Source organism: Actinopolymorpha sp. NPDC004070 (genome assembly GCF_040610475.1).
Lineage (GTDB): Bacteria > Actinomycetota > Actinomycetes > Propionibacteriales > Actinopolymorphaceae > Actinopolymorpha.
The window spans coordinates 292,188-314,347 of sequence record NZ_JBEXMJ010000009.1; the positions used below are offsets into that span (position 1 = coordinate 292,188).

Here is a 22,160-nt window from a genome sequence, read left to right on the forward strand (position 1 = left end):
ACCAGCAGGCTGGCGTAGCTGCCGAGCTGCGCCGGGGCTCAGTACGTCCCAGTGGTCGCCAGCAAGTTCGGGATGACCGGACGGCAGCGGCACGGTAGTGGGCGCCAATGGCGTTGGCGGGACCGACAAACGACGGCGAGACGTCTACCCCGCTTGGGAAAGTTGTTACTCAGGCGGCCCTGACGTCGGACTTCGTGTGTCCGCGTCCGGCCGCACGTCAGTCGTCGCTCCGGCAGCCGCGCAGGGAGTCGATGGGGAGGCAGTGCTCAACGTTCGATCGACTGGATGACCGTTGACGGCTTGCCGGTGAACGTTGCCGCGCCAGTCGGATAATTCATCGGTCGACGTGTTCCGCTCCCAGTATCCGGTCGCTACCGTTTCCTCGAATGCGCGAAGGACTTCGTTCGCGCCACACGTGGGAGGGAACGACACGTGGCAGACAGGGGCTTCTCGCGTCGAGGAATGTTGGGAATGGGACTCGGGCTGGGTGTCACTGCGGCCGTGGGTTCCACAACCACCCCGGCCGCGTTCGCCGACGAGGCGGTGACGGGGGTAACGAGCAACCGTGCGGTGAGCATGGTGCTGCACACGCACTCCTGTTTCAGCGAGGGCGGCAGCTGGGCCGCCGGTGGGGGCGGTGCGAGCATGATGGCCCAGCTCGAACAGGCCGTCCGAAACGACATCGATGTGGTCTGGTGGACCGACCACGACTGGCGGATGGAGGCGTACGGCTACTACGACGGCATCGCGTTCGACGGCACCGACGAGAACGGTGGCCTGCAGTGGTTCGTGCAGAACGACGGCGCAGTCACTGATGCCGAGCACGCCTTCGTCGACGACCCGCACAGCCCGAACGAGCCCGGCAAGGCGCTGCGCGTCAGCGCGTCCGGACCGCAGGCCGAGTGGGGGGCCTCGTTCCTGTGGGCGAAGGCTGGCAACAGCTTCTATTCGACCAACCTGTCCGACACCACCTTCACCGTCGACGTACTCGGCGAACGGATCGGGCCCGACGCCGAACTCGTCGTTCAGCTGGAGACGTCCTACCGTCCTGCAACGGCCGGCCGGCCCGCGGGTGTCTACGTGCTGGAGTACCGGCTCGCGGCCACGGCCGGCCGCAGCCTGGCCGACCCACTGATCGGGGTCGTGGCGGTCAAGTCCGACGGAGGCTGGCAGCGGCTGACCATGCACCCCGTCGACGACATCCGGGCGTTCTGGCCGGACCTCGTGGCCGAGGACTCCGGGCTCGCACGGAGTCGGTTCGGCGTACGGGCGCGCAACGGCGCCACCGCGTCCGGCGTGTTCGACCGCCTGCGCATCGACCGTACGCGTGACCCGCTGCACTGGCCAATTCGCACCCAGCGCGACCTGATGCGGCAACTGCGCAGCACGTACCCGGGCGTGACCCAGCTTCTGTCCGCCGAGGTGTCGATGGTGCGTCACATGAACGTGTTCATGGAGGACTTCGAGCTCTACCCGTACCCGACGAGGGGAAAGGCGCCCGTCCTCGACAACTCGGTCGAGGCAGCCGAGGCGATGGTGGCCTGGTACCACGAGCGGGGAGCGCTCGTGCAGTACAACCACCCGCCCATCAACCCCGCCGAGTTGGTCGCCAGCCGCGCCCTGGGAGCCGACCTCATCGAGGTCGCCAACGCCGACGGCGATTTCACGGTGATCCGAGACCGGATCGACCAGTACGACGTGGCCGCCCGGAACGCGATCTTCCTGACCGCGACCAGTCAGGTCGACGACCACGGAGGCCGCGACTGGCAGGAAAAGCCCCACCTCTACACCACCGCGGTGTGGGCGGGGTCGCGTCAGGCACGGGAGCTCCTCACCGCGCTGCCGGCGGCCAGGCATGGTGGTACCACCAGCGACTGTGGCCGACCGGGCAGCTCGACCTGGCGGTGGGTGGTCGGCGGGCGATGGGTCGGGTCGTACGGACCCCGGCGACTCGCGTCCCGGTCGACATCGTGGCGAACAACCTGCCGGAGAACGCGACAGTGCAGGTCGTGGTGGGGGAGTGTGATCGCACCGCCCCGCGACGCCCGCGGTCACCCGGCACACCTACCCTGTCTCGGCGTTCGCTTCAGGTCGGCTGAGGTTCCAGTTGGACCGGGAGAACGGGCGTTACCTACGTGTGGAGGTCCGCGACGCCGAGGACGTGCTTCTGGGCTTCGGCAATCCGGTCTGGCTGCTCTCACCACGCGACGACGTGGAAGTGCCGCGCGCCCGCCGACTCTCCTACGCCGGCCGCTGACCCTGAAGCTGACCCACACCGGCGGTATCTGCTCGCCGGGCACCCCGCCATGAACCAGAACGGTGGAGTCGACGGTCAACGCGCTGACGAGCTTCACCTGCCCATCCACCCGAGGTATCTTCACCGGCAAGGGTGCCTGCTCTGATTGACGGAAGGAGCGATACCCGTGACGAACCGTTGGAGCGGCGTCACCCGTGGACTGCATTGACCCGCGCCGAGTGGCGCGGTTCTGGAGTGAACTGCTCGGCCGCGAGGAAGGTTCGTCCGAGCCTGGATGGGTCTACCTCGGAGGCCGCGACGACCTATTGCCGAGGCTGGTGTTCCAGCCGGTGTCCGAGCCCAAAGTGGGCAAGACCAGGATCCACCTGGATATCGTGGTCGACGACATCGCAGTGGGCATCGAGGAGGTCATCTCTCTCGGTGGTTCTTTCACACGCGAGCGCCACGACTACGACGAAGGTGTCGCCGTGGTCCTGACTGGCCCGGACGGCAACGAGTTCTGCCTGTGCCAGTACTACTCGAGCCAGAGCGCATGAGACGTATTCGAACGGAGGACACTGATGCACGTCTCCTCACCCGGGACCACATTCACCTGTCCGGTGCTGGAAGGACGTCTCGTACGTCTGGAACCGCTCGGACATCATCACGCCGGCGACCTTGCCCGGGCAGGTGAGGAGGACCGGCGTCCGTACGCATTCACCTGGGTGCCCACCGCCGGCGAGGTCAAGGCATACATCGACGCCCAGCTTGCCCGGGCGGCCGCCGGGAAGCTTGCGCCGTACGCCGTGATGGAGCAGACCTCCGGACGCGCGGTCGGCGCCACGGCGTACTGGGATCCACGGCCATGGCCCGACGGGGGAGGACTGTGCGCGGTCGAGGTGGGGTTCACCTGGCTGGCCGCGTCGGCGCAGGGCCGCGGCATCAACACCGAGGCGAAGCTGCTGCTGTTCGACCACGCGTTCACCGAATTCGGTGTCGCCCGGGTCGACCTGAAGACCGACGCACGCAACATCCGCTCCCGCGCGGCGATCGAGAGCGTCGGCGCAAGCTTCGAGGGCGTACTGCGCCGGTGGTCGCGGTCGTGGGCTCCTGGTGAGGAAGGGCTGCTGCGGGACTCAGCGATGTACTCCATCGTGGCCGACGAATGGCCAGAAGCGCGTGCTCGGCTGCTCGAACGTCTGGCCAGGCACCTGCCGCCGGGCAGCCGTTCCTTCCGGCTGGGGGCGGGAGCCTCACCGGACAGGTGAGGTGACTCCGCTGGGCGGTGCGCTGCCCACGCGTGCGGTCGGGGGTTTCTGCATCGTCGGCGGCCGGCGGCCGGCGGATCAGGCCAGGCATCCTGTACCGCAGCTCGGCGTTGTCGTACCTGTCCGACCAGGATCGCGACCACGCTGGAGCGCCTGCAGATCCGTACGGTCATCGACCTTCGCGGGCCCGGATGGGCGCCAAGATCTCCCTGCTGGACGCCTGGCGTGGTGCACGGCACGGCGCCTCTCCGGCTGCGGTGGAGGCCGGCGCGTAGCGCCGACCCACCCCTGCTGTCCACAGACAAAGTAGGGGCCCCGCGACTGTCGCGGGGCCCCCATTCACTCACTGTCCGGCTCTCCGGACCGGGCGACTCCGCCCTCACGAGTTCTTCGGGCGGATCTTCCCCTGGAACATCAGCATGGTCACGAAGTTGTCCGCGTACGGCGAGTTCTTGAGGATCGGGTCGTCGTCGGCCGGGAAGCCTTCGATGTGGTCCTCGAGCGCCGCGTTGTTGCCGTAGCGCTCGTACAAAGGCACGATCGGCAACAGCTCGTTGAACGCCACGGCGGCAGTCGCCACGTTCTTTTTCTGAGCTTCCTGGTCGAGACCTTCACCGGCGTTCGTGACGGCCTTCTCCAGGTCGACCTTCCCGAGCGTGTCGGTGTCCTGCTTGAGCGGGAAGTCCATCCCCTTGCCGCCCTGGTTCGCCGCGACCGGGATGTTGTGGGTGAACAGGTCCGCGACGAAGGCGAAGTGGGGGTGCGGACTGCTCGAGGATCCCCAGCCCTGGATCGCCAGCTGGAAGTTCCCCTTGTCGACGTCGATCGGCTGCTGGGTGAACGTCACCCCTCTGCCGGTCACGCCGAGCCCGAAGTCCGACAACTGCTGGGCCACGTTGGCGCCTGTGGCGGACCAGTCGGCGTACTCCGAGGGGAAGGTGAGGTCGTACTTGGCCGGAGTCCCGTCGGGCTTCATCCACGACTTGCCCTGCTTCTTCCAGCCGGCCTGGGTGAGCAGGTCGGTGGCCTTCTTCTCGTCGTATTCGTAGTGGTTGAGCTTGCCCTGGTCCTCCGAGCTCAGCCAGTCCGGTACCTGGATGTCGGAGAAGCCCGCCATGAACTTCACCGCGACGCCGGAGTCGGAGAGGGAAACCTTGCCCACCTCGTCCCGCTTGATCGCGTGGGCGAACGCCCGGCGGACCCGGACGTCCTTGAACTCGGGCTGCTTGCCCATGTTGAAGAAGATCGCCGGACCGGAATAGACCGGGGGCCGCAGGATCCGGATGCCCTTCGCGATGAACTGCTTCTCGGTGGCGACCGGGAAGCCGTGCGTGGCGTACTCGACCTTCTTGGCCAGGACCAGGGGTGTGATGGTCGGAGTCTCGCCGTTGTAGAGGGTGATCTTGTCGAACTTGACCTTGTCCGCCGCCCAGCCCTTCTTGTTCTTGACCAGGGTGAGCTGCGCGTTGGTGATGCTGTTGTAGTCGTAGGTGAACGGACCGTTGGTGACGACCTCGTTCTGCGGGTTCTTGGGCCGCCAGGCCTGGAGGTCCTCGTTGAGCTTCTTGCCTTCGGGGCTGTCCAGGTCCTTGTCGGACGAGAACAGCTGCTCGGCCCGCTTGCTGAAGTCGCCGTAGGTCGCGGCGCTCAGGATGTTCGCGCGGACGATGTAACGCTCGACTACACTCGAGGGATTGTTCATCGTGAAGACGACCGTCTGGTCGTCCTTCGCCTCGACCTTGGAGAGGAACTGCCACTCGGTCTGGCGCATCACCCGCCGACACATGAACGTACTGATCACGTCCTGGCTGGTGACATCCTTGCCGTCGCTCCACTTGACGCCCTTGCGCAGGGTGTAGGTGAAGGTCTTGGCCACCTCGTCGAAGCCCCACTTCTCGGCGAGCATCGGCTCCCACTTCTTCGCATCCCAGTAGTACATGCCACCGGGCAGGAAGATGAGGTCGAAGTAGGCGCCGGGGTTGATCGCGTCCGTGACGCCCGCCATCAGGTTGAAGTGGCCCTTCGGCGGCACCTGGTAGGGCCAGGCACCGTTGAAGACGGCCTCTCCGCCGCCACCGCCCCCTCCGCCGCCACCGCCACCGCCGTTGCCGCTGTGCTCGCCACAGGCTGCCAGCACGGCGGCCCCCGCGGCACCGAGGCCGAAGATCTCGAGCACCCGTCGCCGGGAGAGCTCGGGGCCGAACGGGCCTGGTGTTGCGTTCATCAGTTCCTCCCATCAATCAAGTGATCAATGCCGCGCTAGGAGGGTTCTGCCTAGCGACTCTTCAGACGTACTAGAACGAGGACCCGACGACACACGCGCACACTGCGCAGCAGAGCCGTCACTTATCCATACAGAGATGCGGGTTCACCGATGTGCTCCCCGTACGGATTCGCACCGGGAACGTTTGATGACCGGGAACGTATACCTTCACCGGGGTCGAGCGGAACCGTATGGCGACAACTTGTAACCTGAATTGTTGCGAAATCTGCGCAGTCCCGGCCATGTCCACCCGGATTCGCGCAGCGGCTCGCGGCTTATGTGGCCCCCCCAGGCACCGGACCTGGTCAACCGGCAGTTCGGCGCCCAGGCTCCGAACACGTTGTTCGTGGCGGGTTTCACCTACGTCCTCCTGATCGGCGGCTTCGTCTACACGGCTTTCGTCGTCGATGCGTTCGCCGGGGTGATCGGCGGTTGGAAATCTCGACGTCCAAGCGGTCCGCGGTCATCGAACGGTCCATCGCCACGGCCCGCGCGCTACGGCGAAGGCAGAGTAATCCCCCTGAAAAATATGGCGATCCACCACTCGGACGCCGGACGCCGGACGCCGGACGCCGGATGCCGGACGTCCGGACTTTCCGCGTCTGAGTCGGCGGCGGTGTCCTTCGGATTCGGCGAACGCTTTGGTGGTCGGGAGGGTCATCGCCGGATGTGCAGGCACGGGTGCGGGCCATGCGACGGTAGGAGACTGCCGGGAGCCGGCGCTGGTCCGTCAGCTCTGGGATGAGGACGGCGAGGACGGGGCCGGTTCACAACCAGATCGGGGACGTGGCAACCCCGTGACCCGACCGAATACGCCTGGGTGGAGGAGCAGAAGGCGACGGCAGCATGAGTGTGGAGAAGCGCGGCGACCGGTGGCGGGCCAGCTACCGCGGTCCGGACGGGCGGGAGCGTACCAAGAGCTTCCGCCGCAAGGTCCACGCCCGGCGCTGGTTCGCTGATCAGCAGGTCGGGATGTCACGCGGCGAGTGGATCGACCCGGCGGCGCTGCGCGTGGACTTCGGGACCGTCGCGACGGAGTGGCTGGACACGACGCTGCACCTGGATGTACATGTTCTCGGCGGTGTGCCAGTACGCGGTTCGCGGTCGGCGGCTACTGGTCGGTCCCGTGACGGGCCTCAAGTTGCCGAAGCCTGTGCCGGCGGGGGAGCGGATGTTCCTGACGCACGAGGAGGTGGGGAAGCTCGCCGCGGCCGCCGGCTCGTACGCGTTGTTCATCCAGACGTTGGCTTACACCGGCCTTCGCTGGGGTGAGGCAACAGCGCTGCGGGTCCGCGACGTCGATCTGGAGCGCCAGCGCCTGGAGGTGCGGCGGGCTTTCGTCGACATCGCGGGCAAGCTCGACAGCCGGCAGGTTGCTCCGGCCATAACTCACCGCCGGTACCCCCTCGGCATCGGCCGAATGCGTCAAGCATCCGGCTTCCGGCGCAGGAGGCGTTCATCTCGGGGACTCCACGGCGCCGTGAACATACCCCGCATGTAGGCGTCAGCCAACTCAGTCTGTCCGGACAGCACGCGGCTGGCCGTGGTGCGGGGTGCCTGGGGCCCGCGCTAGCGGCCCGCCTCGGCTTCGTTCGTCATGGGAGTGCCGCCCTGGTGGCGATCGTCCCTGTCGCAACAGTCGATCCGACGTCGCCGACATCCCTCGCTCGGGGTGCTGCGCCGACGCACCGTCTACAACACCCTCACCAGCAGCTTTACCACCAAGATCACCCTCACCAGCCCCTTGGCGAGCACTGACAGACGGCGTTTCGCACCCCCGTCCCGCACCCCGATCAGGGCTTGACATCGGGGCGCGGGTGCGATGTAGAAGCCGGAGAGACGAGAGCCGGCAGCCTGGCATACCAATGCATGGTGCTCGTCGAGCAGGGTGCGGGTCTGGGCGACGCCCGCCATCGAGCCGTTCACCTACTTCGAGCGATCGGGCACGTTCAATTGAACCTCCGTACCGCCATGGGGGCCCGGGCCGACGGCGAGATCGGCGGCGATCAGGAGGGCGCGTTCGCGCATGCCGGCAAGGCCGGTGCCGACAAGTGCGCTGCCGATGCCGCACCCATCGTCACGAATCCGCAACTCAATACCATCGGCGTGCCGGCCTAGCACGATGTCTGCATTCTTCGCCCGGGCATGACGCGCGACATTTGTGAGCCCTTCTTGGGCTACCCGATATATGACCAGTTCGGTCTCGTGATCGAGCTGAGGGAGTTCAGTGTCGAGTTGGCAGTGCACAGTCACCCCACCGTCGGTGGAGAACTCGTCGGCGAGCGACCTGAGAGCCCTGACCAGGCCGAGGGTCTCCAGATCGCCAGGGCGGAGCCGGCGGGCGATCCTGCGGACCTCATCGTGACTGCCGCGGGTCATTTCCTGGATGTGCGCCATGTCCGTGTGCATGCACTGGGGCGCCTTGTTGGAGACACGTTCGAGTTGGAGGAGAACTGCGGTGAGGGTCTGTCCTACTTCGTCGTGAAGCTCCAGTGCGATGCGTCTCCGCTCGCCCTCCTGGGCCGAGAGGGCTTGTGCCGCGCTGTTTCTCCGCTCGGCTTCCAACCGGTCGAGCATGGTGTTGAAGTTTCTGATCAGATCGGCCACGATGCCGTTCCCACTGATGGTCAGACGGGTGCCGGGGCGTGTCAGGTCGATCGTCATCATTAGACGGGTAAGGCGTCGCAGCGGAGCGAGGCCGAGCCGCAGCAGGGCGGCATTCGCGACGAGCATGGCAGCGAGGCCTGCGGCGAGGATCAACGCCTCGGTAAGTATCAACGGCGTGGAAACGGTCAAAGGCGTAAGCAGGAGTACAGTCGTCGCCGCGGCCAACACTGCGGCGTTGAGCAGGAAAATCCTCCAGAACAGCGACACGTGCCGGCCTCCTCCGACTGCTGGACTCTCCGGCCCTCCTGACGCCGGTACTCCTTCCGTTCTCCAGGTCCAGGCGGCCTGCTTCAGCGCGCTCAGCGCCCTGCGCGGCGCTTTCACGGGTTGTCGCACCGTACGCTGACCACCACGTCCCTGCTGACCATCTCGGCCCTCCGGTGCTTCGTCGATGACAACGCTAGACACGAGAGCCTGTCCAACCCGGTGCTGGACTACCCCCGTGAAGTGGTGCGACAAGCCCCCGGACAACAGGCCATGGGCTCAACAACGGGGCCGCCGTTCACGCTAGTCCGCGCGTCGGCTTAGGGGGATCTGGCGCGGAACATCCAGCTAGGCCCGCAGCCGCACAGGGGACAGGCCTGCTCGGATAGGCGGCGTGCACCCCCCGCGAAGATCACGGGCCCTGAGGAATGGCCGGGTGCGAATTGGATTTTCAGAGCGAGTTTGGCACGCAGGTGTCGAAGCGAGCGGTCCGGGCCACCGGCCCGGTCGGCCACGAGGTCTGCGGTGAAGACATGCGCCAACAGCGCTGGGTGGCATGGTCACGTGTGGACGAGCAACTCGTCGAGCGGTTCCCCACGGTGCAGCCGCCCAATGGCGTCGGCGAGCAGCGGCGCGATGGAGTGCACCTCAAGGATGGGCATCGTGTTCTGTTGCTGGCCAGTGCTGTTTGTGACGACGACACGCTGTATCGGAAGTGCGCTGAGTCGGTCTGTTGCGGGTCCGATCAACAGGCCGTGGGTGGCGGCGACCGCCACATCTGGTGCCGAGCCGTGGTCCAGCAGAATCTCTACCGCGGCACTGACGGTTCCTCCTGTGCTGATCATGTCGTCGACCACGACGGCGGGAGCGCCGGCGACCGCGCCGACCAACTCCTCGGCACGCACGCGTGCTCCGCTTTCTCTGCTCTTGCGTACAAGTGCCACTCGGGTATGGAGCAGCGAGGCGTAGTGTTCGGCGAGTTTCGCCGCGCCGAGGTCGGGTGCGACGATGATGGCGTCGCTTGGCACAGACGTCGAGAGTGCCTGTGCCAGGAGTGGTACTGCGGTCAGCATTTCCACCGGCATGGGGCACATCGCTTCCAGCGCCAGGGTGTGTGGATCGACACCGACCAGTCGATGGACTTGGGTCGACGCGATCGCATCTGCAAGAACGCGGGCCCCGACAGGCTGACCAGCTCGGCTCCGGCGGTCCTGCCGGGCGTAGCCGAAGTACGGCACAACCGCTGTCACCCGGGCGGCACCGGCTCGGCGGCACGCGTCAAGGAGGAGAAGTAGTTCGACCACATGCTCGGCGACCGGCGGGCCGGTGGGCTGGACCACATAGACGTCAGCGCCGGCTATGCCAGCCACCGCGGGTCGTAACTCTCCATCGGGAAACCGGTCCACGACGCATGCGCCCGCCTCGATTCCCAACGCAGTCGTGATGCCATCCGCGAGCCGTTGACCAGCTGTCCCCGCCACGATCTGCAGTGTCATCGCGCATCCTGCTCGGTATTGATTGCCCGTCACGAACCTGCACGGTTCGCTGCCCTGGTAGCCCGCCACCCATATGCGCCGGCCGTGCGAGTTCCTGCATGCCGACTGCCCCCTCCAGCGCCTGGCTTCTCCAGGTTGTTTGTGTTACACGCGTCGGCGGGACGTCGGCGGGACTGACATGAGCGGGCAGTGCGCGTGGTGCAGCAGCGCCTGACTGACCGATCCAATAAGCATGCCGGTGAACCCGCCGAGGCCTCGCGCGCCGACCACTATGAGGCCTGCCCGGTTGGAGAGGCGGACAAGGACCCCGGCCGGGTGTCCAGCCATGACCTGGTCCTCGATCTGGAGTTCGGGAAACTTGTGGCGCCAGCCGCGCAGAGCATCGGTGAGCAGTGCGTTTCCGTCCGAGGTGTCACTCGCCGCCGGCTGCGTGCCCCGGCCCCGGTAATGGTGGACGACATGCACAGCAAGCAGCCGCCCGTGTCGAAGCATGGTCTCTTGGATGCCGACCTGTAGGGCTGCGTCTGCCAGTGGCGAGCCGTCGACTCCGACGATAACGAGACGGTCGTCGCGTTCTGGATCAACGAGGCTGCGCACGACGGCGACTGGCGCATGTGCTCGGGCGACGAGGGCGAGCGTGGTGGAGCCGGCCACCATGTCGGCAACTGCGCTCCGGCCGGCGGCGCCCACAACGACGTACAACGCATCGTGGCTTTCACCGACCAAGAGCGGTAGCGGAAGCTCGCGTACCACAGCAGTACTCACGTCGACATCAGGCGCGGCCGCGTGGGCGGTCGCCGCCGCCTCCCGGACAAGCTGATCCGCGTGTATGCGCAACCTGTCTTCGGTCCCCGTCCCCCACAGTCCGGTCGGCACTCGCAGGACAGACTCGGCGAACCCGTAGACGATCCGCAGCGGTACGTCGTGCAGGGCGGCTTCGCTAGCCGCCCATGCCGTGGCGTTGAGCGCGCTCTCAGACCCATTGACGCCCACGACGATCGACCGAGCGTCACGTGTCGCCATCCGATCGCTGCCTTTCGCCAGATACTCACCATGGACGCGAACCGGTGTCCCTCAAGGCCCAGTTCTCACGATCCCGCAGGCTGGCGGGAGGACAGACTGGCAACGGTCCTCCGCCAGTCCCAGCGAAGGTCCCAGCCGCGAGGCGAGGGCGGCATTCGTCGCATCTGACCAGAATGCGATCGAGCATCCCGACGCCTGGTGGCTCGACAGTCGGCCCTTCATCACGCTAGGCGTCGAGCATCTTCCTGGCGATGTCGGTGGTGTCCTCGGCGAGTTTTGTGGTCTCGACATCCAGGGTCGCGTGTGATCCGGCGCCGGCGCGGAGAAGGTCGGCACCTTCGGCGACCGCATGCACGACATCGCGTTCGGACAGGATGCCGACGAGGCTGTTACCGTCGACCACAGCAAGCGCACCGACGTGCCGGCTGGTCATCTTGCTCGCCGCCTCCGACGGCGAGTCGGTTGCCTCACGGGCGAACGCTTCGGGCCGATAGACCTCTTCGACGCGCATCAGTGGATCCCTTCCATATAGAGCAATTGATCTTCTGTCTCGCTCCGGTTGACGCCGTTCCAGCAGGGCCGAACGTCATCAGGGCGCCCCGACGGATCGGTTCACTGGACCACCGTCGCAAGGGGACCGTCGAAGGAGATCCCGCTGTGGGGACGCACCGAACGCACGCTGGCGAGAACGTGAGGGGCGGAGGGAACGAACGATGGTGGCGGGACTCGTAACGGATCTCTACGAGTTGAAGATGGCCGCGAGCTACCTTCGGCGTGGCATGTCCGGACCGGCCGCCTTCAGCCTCTTCGTCCGTGCCCTGCCACCCGACCGCGGCTTCCTCGTCGCCGCCGGTCTGGAGGACTGCCTGACCGCTCTGGAATCCTTCGCTTTCGAGGCGGAGGACCTCGACTGGCTGCGCGACGCCGGCTTCGACGACGCGACCGTTCAGGCGTTCGCCGGGCTGCGCTTCACCGGGGACGTCCGCGCTGTCCCCGAGGGCCGCGTGGTTCTCGCCGACGAACCCCTCCTGGAGGTCACAGCGCCAGCGGCGGAGGCGCAACTCGTCGAGACCGTGCTGCTCAACCACATCACCTACCAGACAGCGATCGCCACCAAGGCGGCCAGATGTCGTCTCGCGGCGGGCGACATGGAGCTTGTCGACTTCGCGTTCCGGCGTACTCACGGGATCGAGGCCGGCATGGCCGTCGCCCGCCTGTCGTCAATCGCGGGTTTCGCCGCCACCAGCAACGTCGAGGCGGCGCGGCGCTACGGGCTGCCGGCGGCCGGCACGATGGCTCACTCCTACGTCGAGGCGTTCCCACGTGAGATAGACGCGTTCCGGGCGTTCGCCGAGGACCTGCCCGGGCCGGTCACGTTCCTGGTCGACACGTACGACACGCTCGCCGGGGTGCGCACCGCGGTGCGGGTGATCAAGGACATGACCCTCGACAGGCCGCTCGCCGTACGGCTGGACAGCGGTGACCTCGTGGCGCTCGCCCGCGAGGCACGGCAGATTCTCGACGAGGCGGGTCTGCGCAAGGTCCGCATCTTCGTCAGCGGAGGGCTGGACGAGTACGACCTGGAACGGTTCGTCCTGGAACGAGCACCGATAGACGCCGCCGGTGTCGGCACCCGCATGGGCGTGTCCGCCGACGCGCCCTCTCTGGACAGCGCGTGCAAGCTGGTCGCGTTCGGCGGCCGCCCCGTCTGCAAGCTCTCGCCCGGCAAGGCCACCCTCCCCGGAGCGAAGCAGGTGTGGCGACACTTCCCGATCGAGCAGGACGTCCTAGCCCTTCGCGAGGAGGCCGGACCCGACGGCTTCGAACCCGTGCTCGTCGAGGTCATGCGGAACGGTCGACGTCTCGGGAGCGAGGGCACCATCGACGCGGCGCGTGAACGTTGTGTGCGAGACGTGACCGCGCTGCCGCCCGACGTCCGCCGCATCCGTGGGCCGTCGTCACCCCGGATGCGCGTCTCCGAAGGGCTCGCCGCATTGGCGACGCGGACCGCGCGGTCCGCCGCCAGGACGCAGGACCTCACATGGTGAGCGCGGCGACCTGCGCGCCCGGCTGACCGACCTGTCAGGTCAGTCACCCGGCCGGCGTGGCGGTGGAACGGGACAGTGACGGGACAGTACGGAGGCCGGGCAGATGGCGCGGTGGTCGTCGGAGCACCTCGTGGCGGCTGCGCGCCGTACGGGTGTCAGCGATCCCGCACTGCTGGAGGCGCTGCGGGTGGTTCACCGGTCGGCGTTCGTTCCGCCGGAGTACGCCGACGCGGCGAACGAGGATCGTCCGGTCCCGATCCCGCACGGGCAGGTGACTACACAGCCTTCCCTGTCGGCCGGCATGATCGAGGCGCTCCGCCTGACCGGCACGGAGCGGGTGCTCGAGATCGGGACCGGCTACGGCTACCAGACGGCGCTGTTGTCCCGGCTGGCGTACTTGGTGACGAGTGTGGAGCGCTGGCCGGACCTCGCCGCACGAGCACGCGAGAACCTCGCGGCCGAGGACGTCACGAACGTCGAGGTCGTGGTGGGCGACGGTACCGAGGGTGCGGCGGACTCCGCGCCGTACGAGGCGGTACTGGTCTCCGCCGCGTACCCCGAGGTTCCTCCGCCGCTGGTCGAGCAGATGCGGCCCGGTGGGCGGCTCGTCCAGCCGATCGGGCCCGGCGGCGCGGAGGAGGTGACGGTCTTCCGGCGTACACCTGAAGGCCTGGACGCGGGAAGGCCAGTAATTCCGGCCCGCTTCGTCCGCCTGCGCGGCCACTTCGGTTACAGGTGAGTGGTGTCGTCGTCGGCGCGTCGCTCCTGGCCGCACCAGCCGGCGTTTCGTCGGGGTGACAATGGACGGCGGAGATTCCACCTGTGAGCGGCTAGCGTGGTGACATGAGCGCATCGGGTGTGCTGCGGGAGGCCTTCGTTCGAGATGCCCTGGCATACGTCGAATTGGCAGAAGCGGTATCCGTAGGAGATAGCTCAATTCACTGTCCAACATGCCATCCTCAGCTGCGCTGCTTGATCCGGTGGTAGGGGCGAACGACGTCGTTCCACAGGGAGCGCAGGTAGATGAATCCGAAGTCGGGGTCGTCGCTGCACAGGATGCCGGAGAACCGGGCGTGGGAGTAGTTGCGGTACCCGTGGTCGAGCTTGTACCAGAGATCTGTCACACCGACGCGCATCAGGCTGACGATGTGGTCGGCAGTCGGGCCGGACTTCCACATGCCGTTGGCGATCAGGACGGCCTGGGTGATCAGGTTCGGCTTGTAGCCGCCGTAGGCGTAGTCGGCCGAGCTGCGTTGCCCTTCGGCGTCGACGGAGGTGAACTCCAGCAGCATGCCGGGGCGGCCGAGGTTGGGGAGTCCTTCGCAGCCGCTGTCGATCACGCCCGCGTGTGTGCCGTCGGGCATCAGGATGCCGGTCCCGTTCAGGCCGCACTCGACGGTGCCGCCGTAGGTGTTCTCGCTCAGCTGCGCCTCAAGGTCCATCACCCGGTCCAGGGTGATCCCGTGCAACGACCAGCTGTGGACCGCGGACTCGATCTGCGCACCGGTGGGCGCGGCGGATTCCGGATGCGCCGCCTTCCAGGTGAACGTGCCGTACGCGTTGGTCAGCCCGTCGGCGGCGAGCCGGGCGACGAAGGCGTCGTGATCGTAGGTGCGCAGGATCTCCTTCGCCCGGTCGACCCCGAAGTACGCCGTCGCGACCAGGACCGAGCCGCCCATCCCCTCGCGGTAGTTGGGGTTCCAGTCCCGGTTCACGTTACGGTCCCCGTCCAGCGTGTACTGCTGGCCGCCGGACAGGACGAACGGGTTGTGGTCACTGGTGGTGAAAGCGGAGGCCACCAGGGACGCCTCCATCAGCGTGTCGACCCGGGTCCGTTCGGCGGGCCGTAGTCGATGCCAGACCGGCGGCACCAGCTTGGCCGTCGCGAACATACCCGTCACCTGGAGCTCGTGCTGGGCTGGATAGCCCCCGTTCGCGGCGATGTCGTTCCCGCCGGTGAGGGTGTAGCGGGCCTGTTGCAGCAGCCGCGCGTCGGCGGAGTGGTCGCCCGCGAGTGCGGCGAACGCCAACGTGATCGCTGCGCCCCCGGAGTTGCCCGCATTGGTGTAAGCCCCTCCAGGCAGGTCACGGGCATAACGCACGAACGGGGCTTGGCGGGCCGTGGCGACCACGTCGGCGGCCGGTCTGCCCAGGCGATGCTCGCGTCGGCCAGGGCATCGCGATCGACCGACGGCAACTGAGCCCACGCATTGCTTGATGGGGGACGGCGACGACGTATGCGGGTGGCCTTTGTGCTCATGGGTCCGCACCCGTGTGTGTGCCCGGCTGGTGGGTGGGAATGCCGCGGTTGACGAACGTGGCCGCGAGCACGATCAGAGCCAGGACTGCCAGTGCGGCGCGGAGACCGACAAGGCGGGCTTCGGTGTTCTCGTCGACGATGGCGTCTGCAGTCGGCCCAGGCACACCTGCGGCGCCGAGGGCCCGCTTAAGATCCGAGTCGGGAATGAATGGCACTCCGCTCGTCAGTTCGATCGCTGCTTTCGAGGACAGCTCCCTGGGGATCGCGGGATTGTCCTGGATCCCGGTGATGAACGACGTGGTGAGCGCGGCGATCAACACTGTGCCGGCGAGCGCCGTTCCGATGGATGCGCCCAGGTTGGTGACGGTGTTCTGCAGGCCGCCAACCTCCGGCGCCAGGGCGTCGGGTACCGCCGACACCGTGACACTGCCAAGTTGCGAGGCGAGTCCACCCACACCGAGCCCGGCCAGGAGCATGGGCCACGTGACGACCTCCGGTCCGACCCCGAGGTCGAGTGCGGCGACCAGCATGAGAATTCCGAGGAACAGCGAGAAGAAGCCGAGCCGGACGACGCGGCGAGGTGACGCGTTCGGAAAGAATTTCGGCACGCCAACCGCTCCGAGCAGGAGGGTTACGGACAGCGGGAGGAGGCGCAGGCCGGTTTCTATCGCGGACAGTCCGAGTGCGACCGACAGGAAGAGCGGTACGGTGAAGAACAGTCCTGCCTGAAGCAGGTACTGGAAGAAGAACGAGGCAAGGCCGCCGCGAAGGTTCCGGTAGCGCAGAATTGCGGGGTCGATCAGCACTGCCCTACCCCGGTCACGCCTGTGTCGCTCCCAGGCCAGGAAGCCTGCGAGTACCCCGCATCCAGTGAAGATAAGCCAGATTGCCGGCGACAGCCCAAGCCACTGCGGCGCGCCGGGCTTGGCGATGACGAACCCCCACGTCCCCGAGCGCAGGACGCCGTACACGACCAGGCCAAGGCCCAGAGCCGACAGCAGGGTGCCGGCGAGGTCGAGCCCGCCGTCGCGCTCGGGCGGCGTGTCGGACATTCTCCTGGCCGACGCCAGGATGACCAGTACGAGCAGCACCTCGCCCGCGAAGACCCATCGCCAGGACGCATAGGTGGTGAAGAGCCCGCCGATGAGCGGGCCGGCGGCGACGGCGATCGCGCCCGCGGCGGCCACCAGACCGTAGGCGCGCGGCCGCTCGGGCCGGCCGAAGTTCGATGCCACGAGTGCGACAACCGCCGGCATGATGAGCGCCGCACCAACGCCTTCAAGGCAAGACCACCCCAGGATGAGAACCGGCAGGTTCGGAGCGAGCGATGTCGTGAACGATCCACAGCCGTAGATCACACAGCCGATCGCGAACGCACGCTTCCTGCCCAGGATCCGCCCGACCTTGCCACCTGTGATCATCAATGACGCCATCACCAAGGCGTACATCGTGAGCGCGGTCTGGACCCCGGTGACCGTCGTCCCGATGTCCTTCGCCACCGTAGCGATCGACACGTTCATCACCGACGTGTCCAACGTCATCAGGAACTGCGCCGACGCCAGGGTCAGCAGGATCGCTCCCGCGCTCGAGGCGGAGCGCCCGGACGAGGAAGTCAGCACGGCACCCTGCGGCTCACGGCAGGCACTGCAGAGAGCTCGTCCTCAGCCACACAAAGCATCCTGCGCGCATCGCGCCGCCGGATCAGTCGGATTGCAGGCGCTCCGTCAGGTGGACGGCCCGTTCACGAGTTTCACCCGCGCAGGGTGAGCCTCGCCGTCTACCGGTGAGCCAGCATTGCTCGCAGGCGTCCGCAGGGCGCTGGGGGAGGGCTCTGTGCGTCATGAGTGGCCCACTTGACGAGGACGAACGTGCGGAGCTCGAGCGGCTTCGCGCAGAGGTGGGCAAGGCGCGGGCCGAAACCGAACGGTTGACAGCCCAACTGCACGCTGCCGCCCCTGCGGCACCGCAGGAAGCAGCTGGCGGCGCCGTGGAGAGGCCACGCAGGCTCTGGCGTACGCCTGTAGCGGTGCTGGTCCTCGTGCTCGGGTGCCTGCTGGCTCCGATCTCCGTGGTCGCGATCTGGAGCAACACGACCATCTCCGACACGAACCGCTACGTGGAAACCGTGGCCCCGCTGGCCAAGGATCCTGCGGTCCAGAACGCGGTAGCCTCCCGTACGACCGAGGAGATCTTCAAGAGGTTGGACCTGAGGGGCCTGCTGAGCCAGGGCGTCAACGGACTCCTCGCGTCGACCCACCTGCCGCCCCTGGTGCAGGAACGGCTACGCAGTCTGGTCGGGACGATCTCGAACGGGATCGAGGAGTTCGTCCGGTCCAAGATCGGCGACCTGGTGAAGAGCGACCAGTTCGCGGCCGCCTGGGTACAGGGAAACCGGGTCGCTCACCAGACGATGATCAAGGTCCTGTCGGGCGAAAGTCGTGGGATCACCGTCCAGGGCAACACCGCCTATCTGCAGTTGGGGCCCTTCATCGATGTCGCGAAGCAAAGGCTTGTGAAGGCGGGCTTCGGGCCGGCGGCGAGCATTCCACAGATCAACCCGAGCGTCGCGCTCTTCCCCGCGAAGGACCTGGTGAAGCTGCAGACCGCATACACCTGGCTCAACCGGCTCGCGATCATCCTGCCCGTTCTGACGCTCGCCCTCCTCGGCGCGGCGGTCGTCCTCGCTCGCCGGCATCGCCGGATGCTCCTCGCCGGAGGCCTCGGCCTGGCGGCCTCCATGGTGGTGCTCGGCCTGGGGCTGGTGGCCGCTCGGGCGATCTACCTCAGCTCCCTTCCATCGGACGGCATGCCCCCGGACGCTGCCGCGGCGATCTTCGACACGCTTGTGCGGCTTCTGCAGGCGCAGCTGCGCACGTTGGCGGTCGTCGGGGTCGTGGTTGCGGTGGGTGCGGCCGCGACCGGGCCGTCGACCGCGGCCGTGCGCACCCGGTCTGTGTTGTCGACCGGTATCGGCAGACTCCGGGACAGTGGTGAGTCGATCGGCCTGCGGACCGGCCGCGTCGGCAGCTGGACCTACGACCACCGAACCCTCCTGCGGGTCGCAGTCATCACGATCGCTGGGATCGGATTCATCGCGTGGAACGATCCCAGCATCGCGGTGGTGCTACTGCTGGCCCTGCTGGTGCTGGTCGCACTGGCGCTGATCGAATTCATCGCCCGCCCACCCCGGGAACCACGCGCAGCAACCTGAGCACCCGGCCGGACACGGAACCGAGCGGTGTGCGAGCCACGGACACGGCCGGAGGACTCACTCGGTCGCCCTCCCTCGGCCCGGTCGTTCAGGTGAGGATGTTCGACTTGGCGTTCTGGAACTCGGCTTCGGAGAGGTCGCCGTCGTCCCTGAGCTGGGCGAGCTTGATCAGTTCGGCCGCCTGACTCTGGATCCGTGTGGTCTGCCGTACGCAGTCCTGGTAGTCGGCCTCCTGCTTCGTCACCTGTGCCAGCGCACGTGGTCGATCATGGAGCGACTACCTGCGAGCACGTAGGGCCAGGTCGGCAGCGGATGGGCGGACAGCGCCGCCAGCGGCCCGGAGTGCTCGAGCAGCGGGCCGAGCGCTTCGGCCACCCCAGTCGGACGGGACCATGACCTCGTCTGACGGTCTCGTACCGCGACGGTTCGCGCCCTTCGCTAGCAAGGGAGATCGGTTCACCCAAGTGTGGTCCGTCAGCGAGAGCGGCAGGCGTCCCGCGAGTAGGAAGCAGGGTTCCCGAGGTATCGACTGGACCTCAGCGGTCGGGGTTGGTGTCCCCGTCAGACCCCGGGGTGGTCGGGTGGTGGCCGTCGGCTGGCCGACACCGCGCACCAGCGCCCTGGTTGCGGTGGCCGTCGGGGTGATCGGGGCCGAGGTATCCCATCTCCTCGAGGCGGCGGTCTGCCGTCTCCGGCTGCCGCTGGAGCGGATGGGGGAGCGCGCCGCGCACGTTTGCCTTGACGACGGTGAGCGATCGTCGGGTGAGCATGCCGTCGGCGCGGCTGTGGTCCTGCATCGACCTAAAGTCAACCCTCTGCGCGCACCGATCCAGGTCTCCGACCGGGCCGGTGTCGTGACGCGAAATCATCCTCGGCGGCGCGGGTAGCGGGCATTTCGCACCCCGCGGTCCACGCCAGCACCGCCGACCGCTGCATACTCGCAGGTCAGAGTGCGCCCGGGAGTGCGCCCGGGAGGATTCGAACCTCCGACAACCCGGATTGGAAGAATCACACGCAACGTCTACAAGGCCCGCCCTCACCAGCAGCTTTACCACCACGATTACCCTCGCTAGCTAGCCGCTTGGCGAGCACTGACAGACGGCATTTCGCACCCCGTCCCGCACCCCGAGCGGTCGCCTCCGGCGGATGGCATGGTGAGCGGTTCCGGACACCGAGGTCGACGCGACCAGGGCGCCCGTCGGTGAGTTCATGGCTTTCGCCACCAGCCTTGGCGCTCTCCGGGGCTTGCCTAGTCCTGCGACCGGCGGGCGAACTGCTTCCTGAAGGGGCCGTCTGATCCGCCCTGTGCTCGGTCGAGGCCGATGCGGGGTCAGGGCGGTCCGGTCTGCGGCCGGGTACACAGGCTCCTTACGGGGGCATGGTGAGAACAAGAAAGGGAGAGTGCGGATCGGGTGCATGCCCGTGCCCCGATGTTCGGTTAGTTCGTACACGCAAATACTCGGATTTGTCATGGCCGGAGGCAACTCGGCCGATTGCCTCTCTGCGACGATCGCCCGGCGACAGAGCCGCCGAGAATGTGCGGCTGCATCGGACGCTCTGCGACGGCGCGGCGCTCGGCCGGGTCGCTCCGGGGTTCGTGTGGTGGCCCGGGTTGAGCGTCGGCTCGTCGGCAGGCATGGAAGAGGAGTTCTGAACTCGGCGGTCTACGATGAGTTCATGAGCAGCACGGCGGCCCATCGGGCAGTGCCTGCCCCTCCATCGCCGAGGTAGGAATCTGGTTGGTCACGTGGCGGATGTGGAGCTGAGGCGGGAGCTGGGGGAGCTGCTCCGGTCCGCTTGTCGTATGGCCGGAGCCAGCCACGCAGCGTTGGCGGTGGCCGAATCCAACTGGAATGTCGCCGAATTCCTCACCTGCGACCTTGACGAACAATGCGGACCTGACGTCGCCTGGCCTTCGGTGAAGGAATGTCTTGACTTGACGTCGAACTCGCAGCGGACCGTGCGAGTTCCTGCACCCGAAGGCGACGGACTTCCAGAATGTCCACCACATCCCCAGATCACGAGTCTGCTGGCTGTGCCAGTTCGTCTGCGGTCGGAGTCATACGGGTGCCTGTGCTTGTTGAACAAGGCTGGTGACGCCGACTTCACCGACCAGGATGAGGAAATGGCCGCCGAGATCGCCACCTCCGCGGCCAGAGCCGTCGAGATTTCTCGACTTCACCGGCAACGGCGCCGGCGAGAACGATGGCTGAAAGGGGCGTCTGAGCTGACGACCATGCTGCTGGGTGAGGTCGACCTGTACGAAGCGATGCGGCTCGTCACCCGGCGCGTACGCGAAATCTCCGGTGCGGAGTTCAGTTCAGTCGTCTTATGCACTCCTGACGATCATTCTGAGTTCGCGTATAACGCTGTTGACGGCCTCGGCTTGGGGGGCTCCGTCGTTCGAATTCACCGGCCGGGCATCGCAGCTTCGGTGATTGACTCCGGGCGCCCCGTCGTCACCAATGATCTCACGCAGGACGAGCGCTACAATCCGCCCGTGGAGTGGCGGGAACGCCTGGGCGTCCTCGGCCGTGCCATGTTCATGCCGCTAACCGCATCAGAACAGGTGCTGGGCACTCTCGTCGTCGGTTGGCGGAAGGGTTCGCCGGAGGAAAGCATGGCCGCCCGCGAGGCCCAGAATGTTCAGATCTTCGCCGGCCACGCGGCGCTTGCGCTGCAGCAGGTACGGGTGCGACATGAGCGGACTCGTCACGGGTTGTGGGTCGAGGCCACCTCAAGACTTGCCAGTCTGTTGCTTCGCGAGGTCGACCGCGACGAGGCGATGCGCTTGGTGGTCGATCAACTGCGCGGGATCTCCGGCGCTGACTTCAGTGGCATTCTCCTCGTCGATCCGTCTGACACCGACAGCGTCTCTACGGTCGTGTTCGAGGGGGTTGGCCTGCCGAGTGTGCCGTCCGACGTGAACATCCCGAGACAAGGCCTCGTGGCTTCAGTCATCGAATCGGGCCGGCGTGTCGTCAGTGCCGACTACGCCCGTCTGGAGGGTCACCTGCCGCCTTCCGCCTGGCGGGTCGCACTGTCTGTGGTCGGGTTGGGCATGCTCGTTCCGCTGGTTGCCGACGGGCAGGTGCTGGGCGTTCTGTTCGCCGCTTGGCGGCGCGGGTCGCCCCACGAGAACATTGCTGCGGGCGAGGTGGAGCAGGTGCAGACTTTCGCCGACCTGGCCTCGCTGGCTCTGCAACGGGTCCGAACACAGAACGACCATGAGGAACTGCTCCTCCTGCAAGACCGTCAGCGGATCAGCCACGACCTGCACGATCACGTGCTCCAACACATGTTCGGTATCAGTCTCCGCCTCAAAAGCGCCCTCGATCTACAGGCCGATCTGGAGGCGCGGCAACGGGTGGGCGAAGCGATCGAGGATCTGGACGAGACCAGCCGGCAGGTTCGTGCCGTGGTATTCGGGCCTTCGCATGATGACGTCGGTTGATGGCTTTCGGGCCTCCGAACCGCCGGCGGG

17 protein-coding genes and 1 pseudogene are annotated in these 22,160 nt (G+C 67.0%); 9 read left to right on the forward strand and 9 right to left on the reverse strand.

Annotated features, from left to right (window positions below):
- The first annotated feature begins 501 nt into the window (after positions 1–501).
- The 3 genes from ABZV93_RS18455 to ABZV93_RS18465 all read left to right on the forward strand — a co-directional run bounded on the left by ABZV93_RS18455 (position 502) and on the right by ABZV93_RS18465 (position 3,504).
- Positions 502–2,310: a hypothetical protein gene (locus ABZV93_RS18455; RefSeq protein WP_354937277.1), complete on the forward strand. Its 1,809-nt coding sequence runs from the start codon at positions 502–504 to the stop codon at positions 2,308–2,310.
- A gap of 141 nt (positions 2,311–2,451) precedes the next feature.
- Positions 2,452–2,793, forward strand: coding sequence for a VOC family protein (locus ABZV93_RS18460; RefSeq protein ID WP_354937280.1), 342 nt, complete (start codon positions 2,452–2,454; stop codon positions 2,791–2,793).
- Between the two features lie 24 nt (positions 2,794–2,817).
- Complete coding sequence (locus tag ABZV93_RS18465) at positions 2,818–3,504, forward strand: GNAT family protein (RefSeq protein ID WP_354937283.1); 687 nt, start codon at positions 2,818–2,820, stop codon at positions 3,502–3,504.
- 379 nt (positions 3,505–3,883) lie between these two features.
- Here the strand turns inward: ABZV93_RS18465 and ABZV93_RS18470 are convergent, their stop codons facing one another.
- Entirely contained in the window at positions 3,884–5,728 is a 1,845-nt protein-coding gene (locus tag ABZV93_RS18470; RefSeq protein WP_354937286.1) for an ABC transporter substrate-binding protein, read from the reverse strand.
- Between the two features lie 337 nt (positions 5,729–6,065).
- Between ABZV93_RS18470 and ABZV93_RS18475 the strand changes: the two are divergent.
- A pseudogene (locus ABZV93_RS18475) lies at positions 6,066–6,206 on the forward strand (IS3 family transposase); the annotation flags it as partial.
- Between the two features lie 630 nt (positions 6,207–6,836).
- Positions 6,837–7,268: a hypothetical protein gene (locus ABZV93_RS18480; protein WP_354937289.1), complete on the forward strand. Its 432-nt coding sequence runs from the start codon at positions 6,837–6,839 to the stop codon at positions 7,266–7,268.
- Between the two features lie 425 nt (positions 7,269–7,693).
- Here ABZV93_RS18480 and ABZV93_RS18485 read toward each other — a convergent pair whose 3' ends face one another.
- The 4 genes from ABZV93_RS18485 to ABZV93_RS18500 form a co-directional block, all read right to left on the reverse strand.
- Complete coding sequence (locus ABZV93_RS18485) at positions 7,694–8,641, reverse strand: HAMP domain-containing sensor histidine kinase (RefSeq protein WP_354937292.1); 948 nt, start codon at positions 8,639–8,641, stop codon at positions 7,694–7,696.
- 557 nt (positions 8,642–9,198) lie between these two features.
- Entirely contained in the window at positions 9,199–10,134 is a 936-nt protein-coding gene (gene prs / locus ABZV93_RS18490; RefSeq protein ID WP_354937295.1) for a ribose-phosphate diphosphokinase, read from the reverse strand.
- Between the two features lie 144 nt (positions 10,135–10,278).
- On the reverse strand, positions 10,279–11,157 hold the full coding sequence (locus ABZV93_RS18495; protein WP_354937298.1) for a universal stress protein: 879 nt from the start codon (positions 11,155–11,157) through the stop codon (positions 10,279–10,281).
- A 226-nt stretch (positions 11,158–11,383) separates the two neighbouring features.
- Entirely contained in the window at positions 11,384–11,668 is a 285-nt protein-coding gene (locus ABZV93_RS18500) for a CBS domain-containing protein (protein WP_354937301.1), read from the reverse strand.
- Between the two features lie 202 nt (positions 11,669–11,870).
- Here ABZV93_RS18500 and ABZV93_RS18505 point away from each other — a divergent pair, with 202 nt between their 5' ends.
- Together ABZV93_RS18505 and ABZV93_RS18510 are read left to right on the forward strand one after the other, a co-directional pair.
- Positions 11,871–13,205, forward strand: coding sequence for a nicotinate phosphoribosyltransferase (locus tag ABZV93_RS18505; protein WP_354937303.1), 1,335 nt, complete (start codon positions 11,871–11,873; stop codon positions 13,203–13,205).
- 103 nt (positions 13,206–13,308) lie between these two features.
- Positions 13,309–13,944 (forward strand): protein-L-isoaspartate(D-aspartate) O-methyltransferase, encoded by a 636-nt coding sequence (locus ABZV93_RS18510; protein ID WP_354937306.1) that lies wholly within the window; start codon positions 13,309–13,311, stop codon positions 13,942–13,944.
- 220 nt (positions 13,945–14,164) lie between these two features.
- Here the strand turns inward: ABZV93_RS18510 and ABZV93_RS18515 are convergent, their stop codons facing one another.
- Together ABZV93_RS18515 and ABZV93_RS18520 are read right to left on the reverse strand one after the other, a co-directional pair.
- Positions 14,165–15,307 (reverse strand): hypothetical protein, encoded by a 1,143-nt coding sequence (locus tag ABZV93_RS18515; protein WP_354937309.1) that lies wholly within the window; start codon positions 15,305–15,307, stop codon positions 14,165–14,167.
- Between the two features lie 154 nt (positions 15,308–15,461).
- Positions 15,462–17,084: an MFS transporter gene (locus tag ABZV93_RS18520; RefSeq protein ID WP_354937312.1), complete on the reverse strand. Its 1,623-nt coding sequence runs from the start codon at positions 17,082–17,084 to the stop codon at positions 15,462–15,464.
- A gap of 221 nt (positions 17,085–17,305) precedes the next feature.
- Between ABZV93_RS18520 and ABZV93_RS18525 the strand changes: the two genes are divergently transcribed.
- On the forward strand, positions 17,306–18,676 hold the full coding sequence (locus ABZV93_RS18525; RefSeq protein WP_354937315.1) for a hypothetical protein: 1,371 nt from the start codon (positions 17,306–17,308) through the stop codon (positions 18,674–18,676).
- 88 nt (positions 18,677–18,764) lie between these two features.
- Here ABZV93_RS18525 and ABZV93_RS18530 read toward each other — a convergent pair whose 3' ends face one another.
- Complete coding sequence (locus tag ABZV93_RS18530) at positions 18,765–18,920, reverse strand: SHOCT domain-containing protein (RefSeq protein ID WP_354937317.1); 156 nt, start codon at positions 18,918–18,920, stop codon at positions 18,765–18,767.
- Between the two features lie 292 nt (positions 18,921–19,212).
- Positions 19,213–19,473 carry a hypothetical protein gene (locus ABZV93_RS18535; RefSeq protein WP_354937320.1) on the reverse strand — a complete coding sequence of 87 codons (261 nt, stop codon included), beginning with the start codon at positions 19,471–19,473 and terminating at the stop codon, positions 19,213–19,215.
- A 959-nt stretch (positions 19,474–20,432) separates the two neighbouring features.
- On the opposite strand from ABZV93_RS18535, the gene ABZV93_RS18540 reads away from it, so the two are divergent.
- Entirely contained in the window at positions 20,433–22,130 is a 1,698-nt protein-coding gene (locus ABZV93_RS18540) for a GAF domain-containing protein (protein WP_354937372.1), read from the forward strand.
- Positions 22,131–22,160 lie beyond the last annotated feature (30 nt).

What these genes read in the sequence shown, in the direction of transcription:
- ABZV93_RS18465 (WP_354937283.1), top strand. Translation starts at nt 2,818, where the DNA reads ATGCACGTCTCCTCACCCGGGACCACATTCACCTGTCCGGTGCTGGAA.
- ABZV93_RS18470 (WP_354937286.1), bottom strand. Translation starts at nt 5,728, where the DNA reads ATGAACGCAACACCAGGCCCGTTCGGCCCCGAGCTCTCCCGGCGACGG.
- ABZV93_RS18480 (WP_354937289.1), top strand. Translation starts at nt 6,837, where the DNA reads ATGTTCTCGGCGGTGTGCCAGTACGCGGTTCGCGGTCGGCGGCTACTG.
- prs (WP_354937295.1), bottom strand. Translation starts at nt 10,134, where the DNA reads ATGACACTGCAGATCGTGGCGGGGACAGCTGGTCAACGGCTCGCGGAT.
- ABZV93_RS18495 (WP_354937298.1), bottom strand. Translation starts at nt 11,157, where the DNA reads ATGGCGACACGTGACGCTCGGTCGATCGTCGTGGGCGTCAATGGGTCT.
- ABZV93_RS18500 (WP_354937301.1), bottom strand. Translation starts at nt 11,668, where the DNA reads ATGCGCGTCGAAGAGGTCTATCGGCCCGAAGCGTTCGCCCGTGAGGCA.
- ABZV93_RS18505 (WP_354937303.1), top strand. Translation starts at nt 11,871, where the DNA reads ATGGTGGCGGGACTCGTAACGGATCTCTACGAGTTGAAGATGGCCGCG.
- ABZV93_RS18510 (WP_354937306.1), top strand. Translation starts at nt 13,309, where the DNA reads ATGGCGCGGTGGTCGTCGGAGCACCTCGTGGCGGCTGCGCGCCGTACG.
- ABZV93_RS18525 (WP_354937315.1), top strand. Translation starts at nt 17,306, where the DNA reads ATGAGTGGCCCACTTGACGAGGACGAACGTGCGGAGCTCGAGCGGCTT.
- ABZV93_RS18535 (WP_354937320.1), bottom strand. Translation starts at nt 19,473, where the DNA reads ATGCAGGACCACAGCCGCGCCGACGGCATGCTCACCCGACGATCGCTC.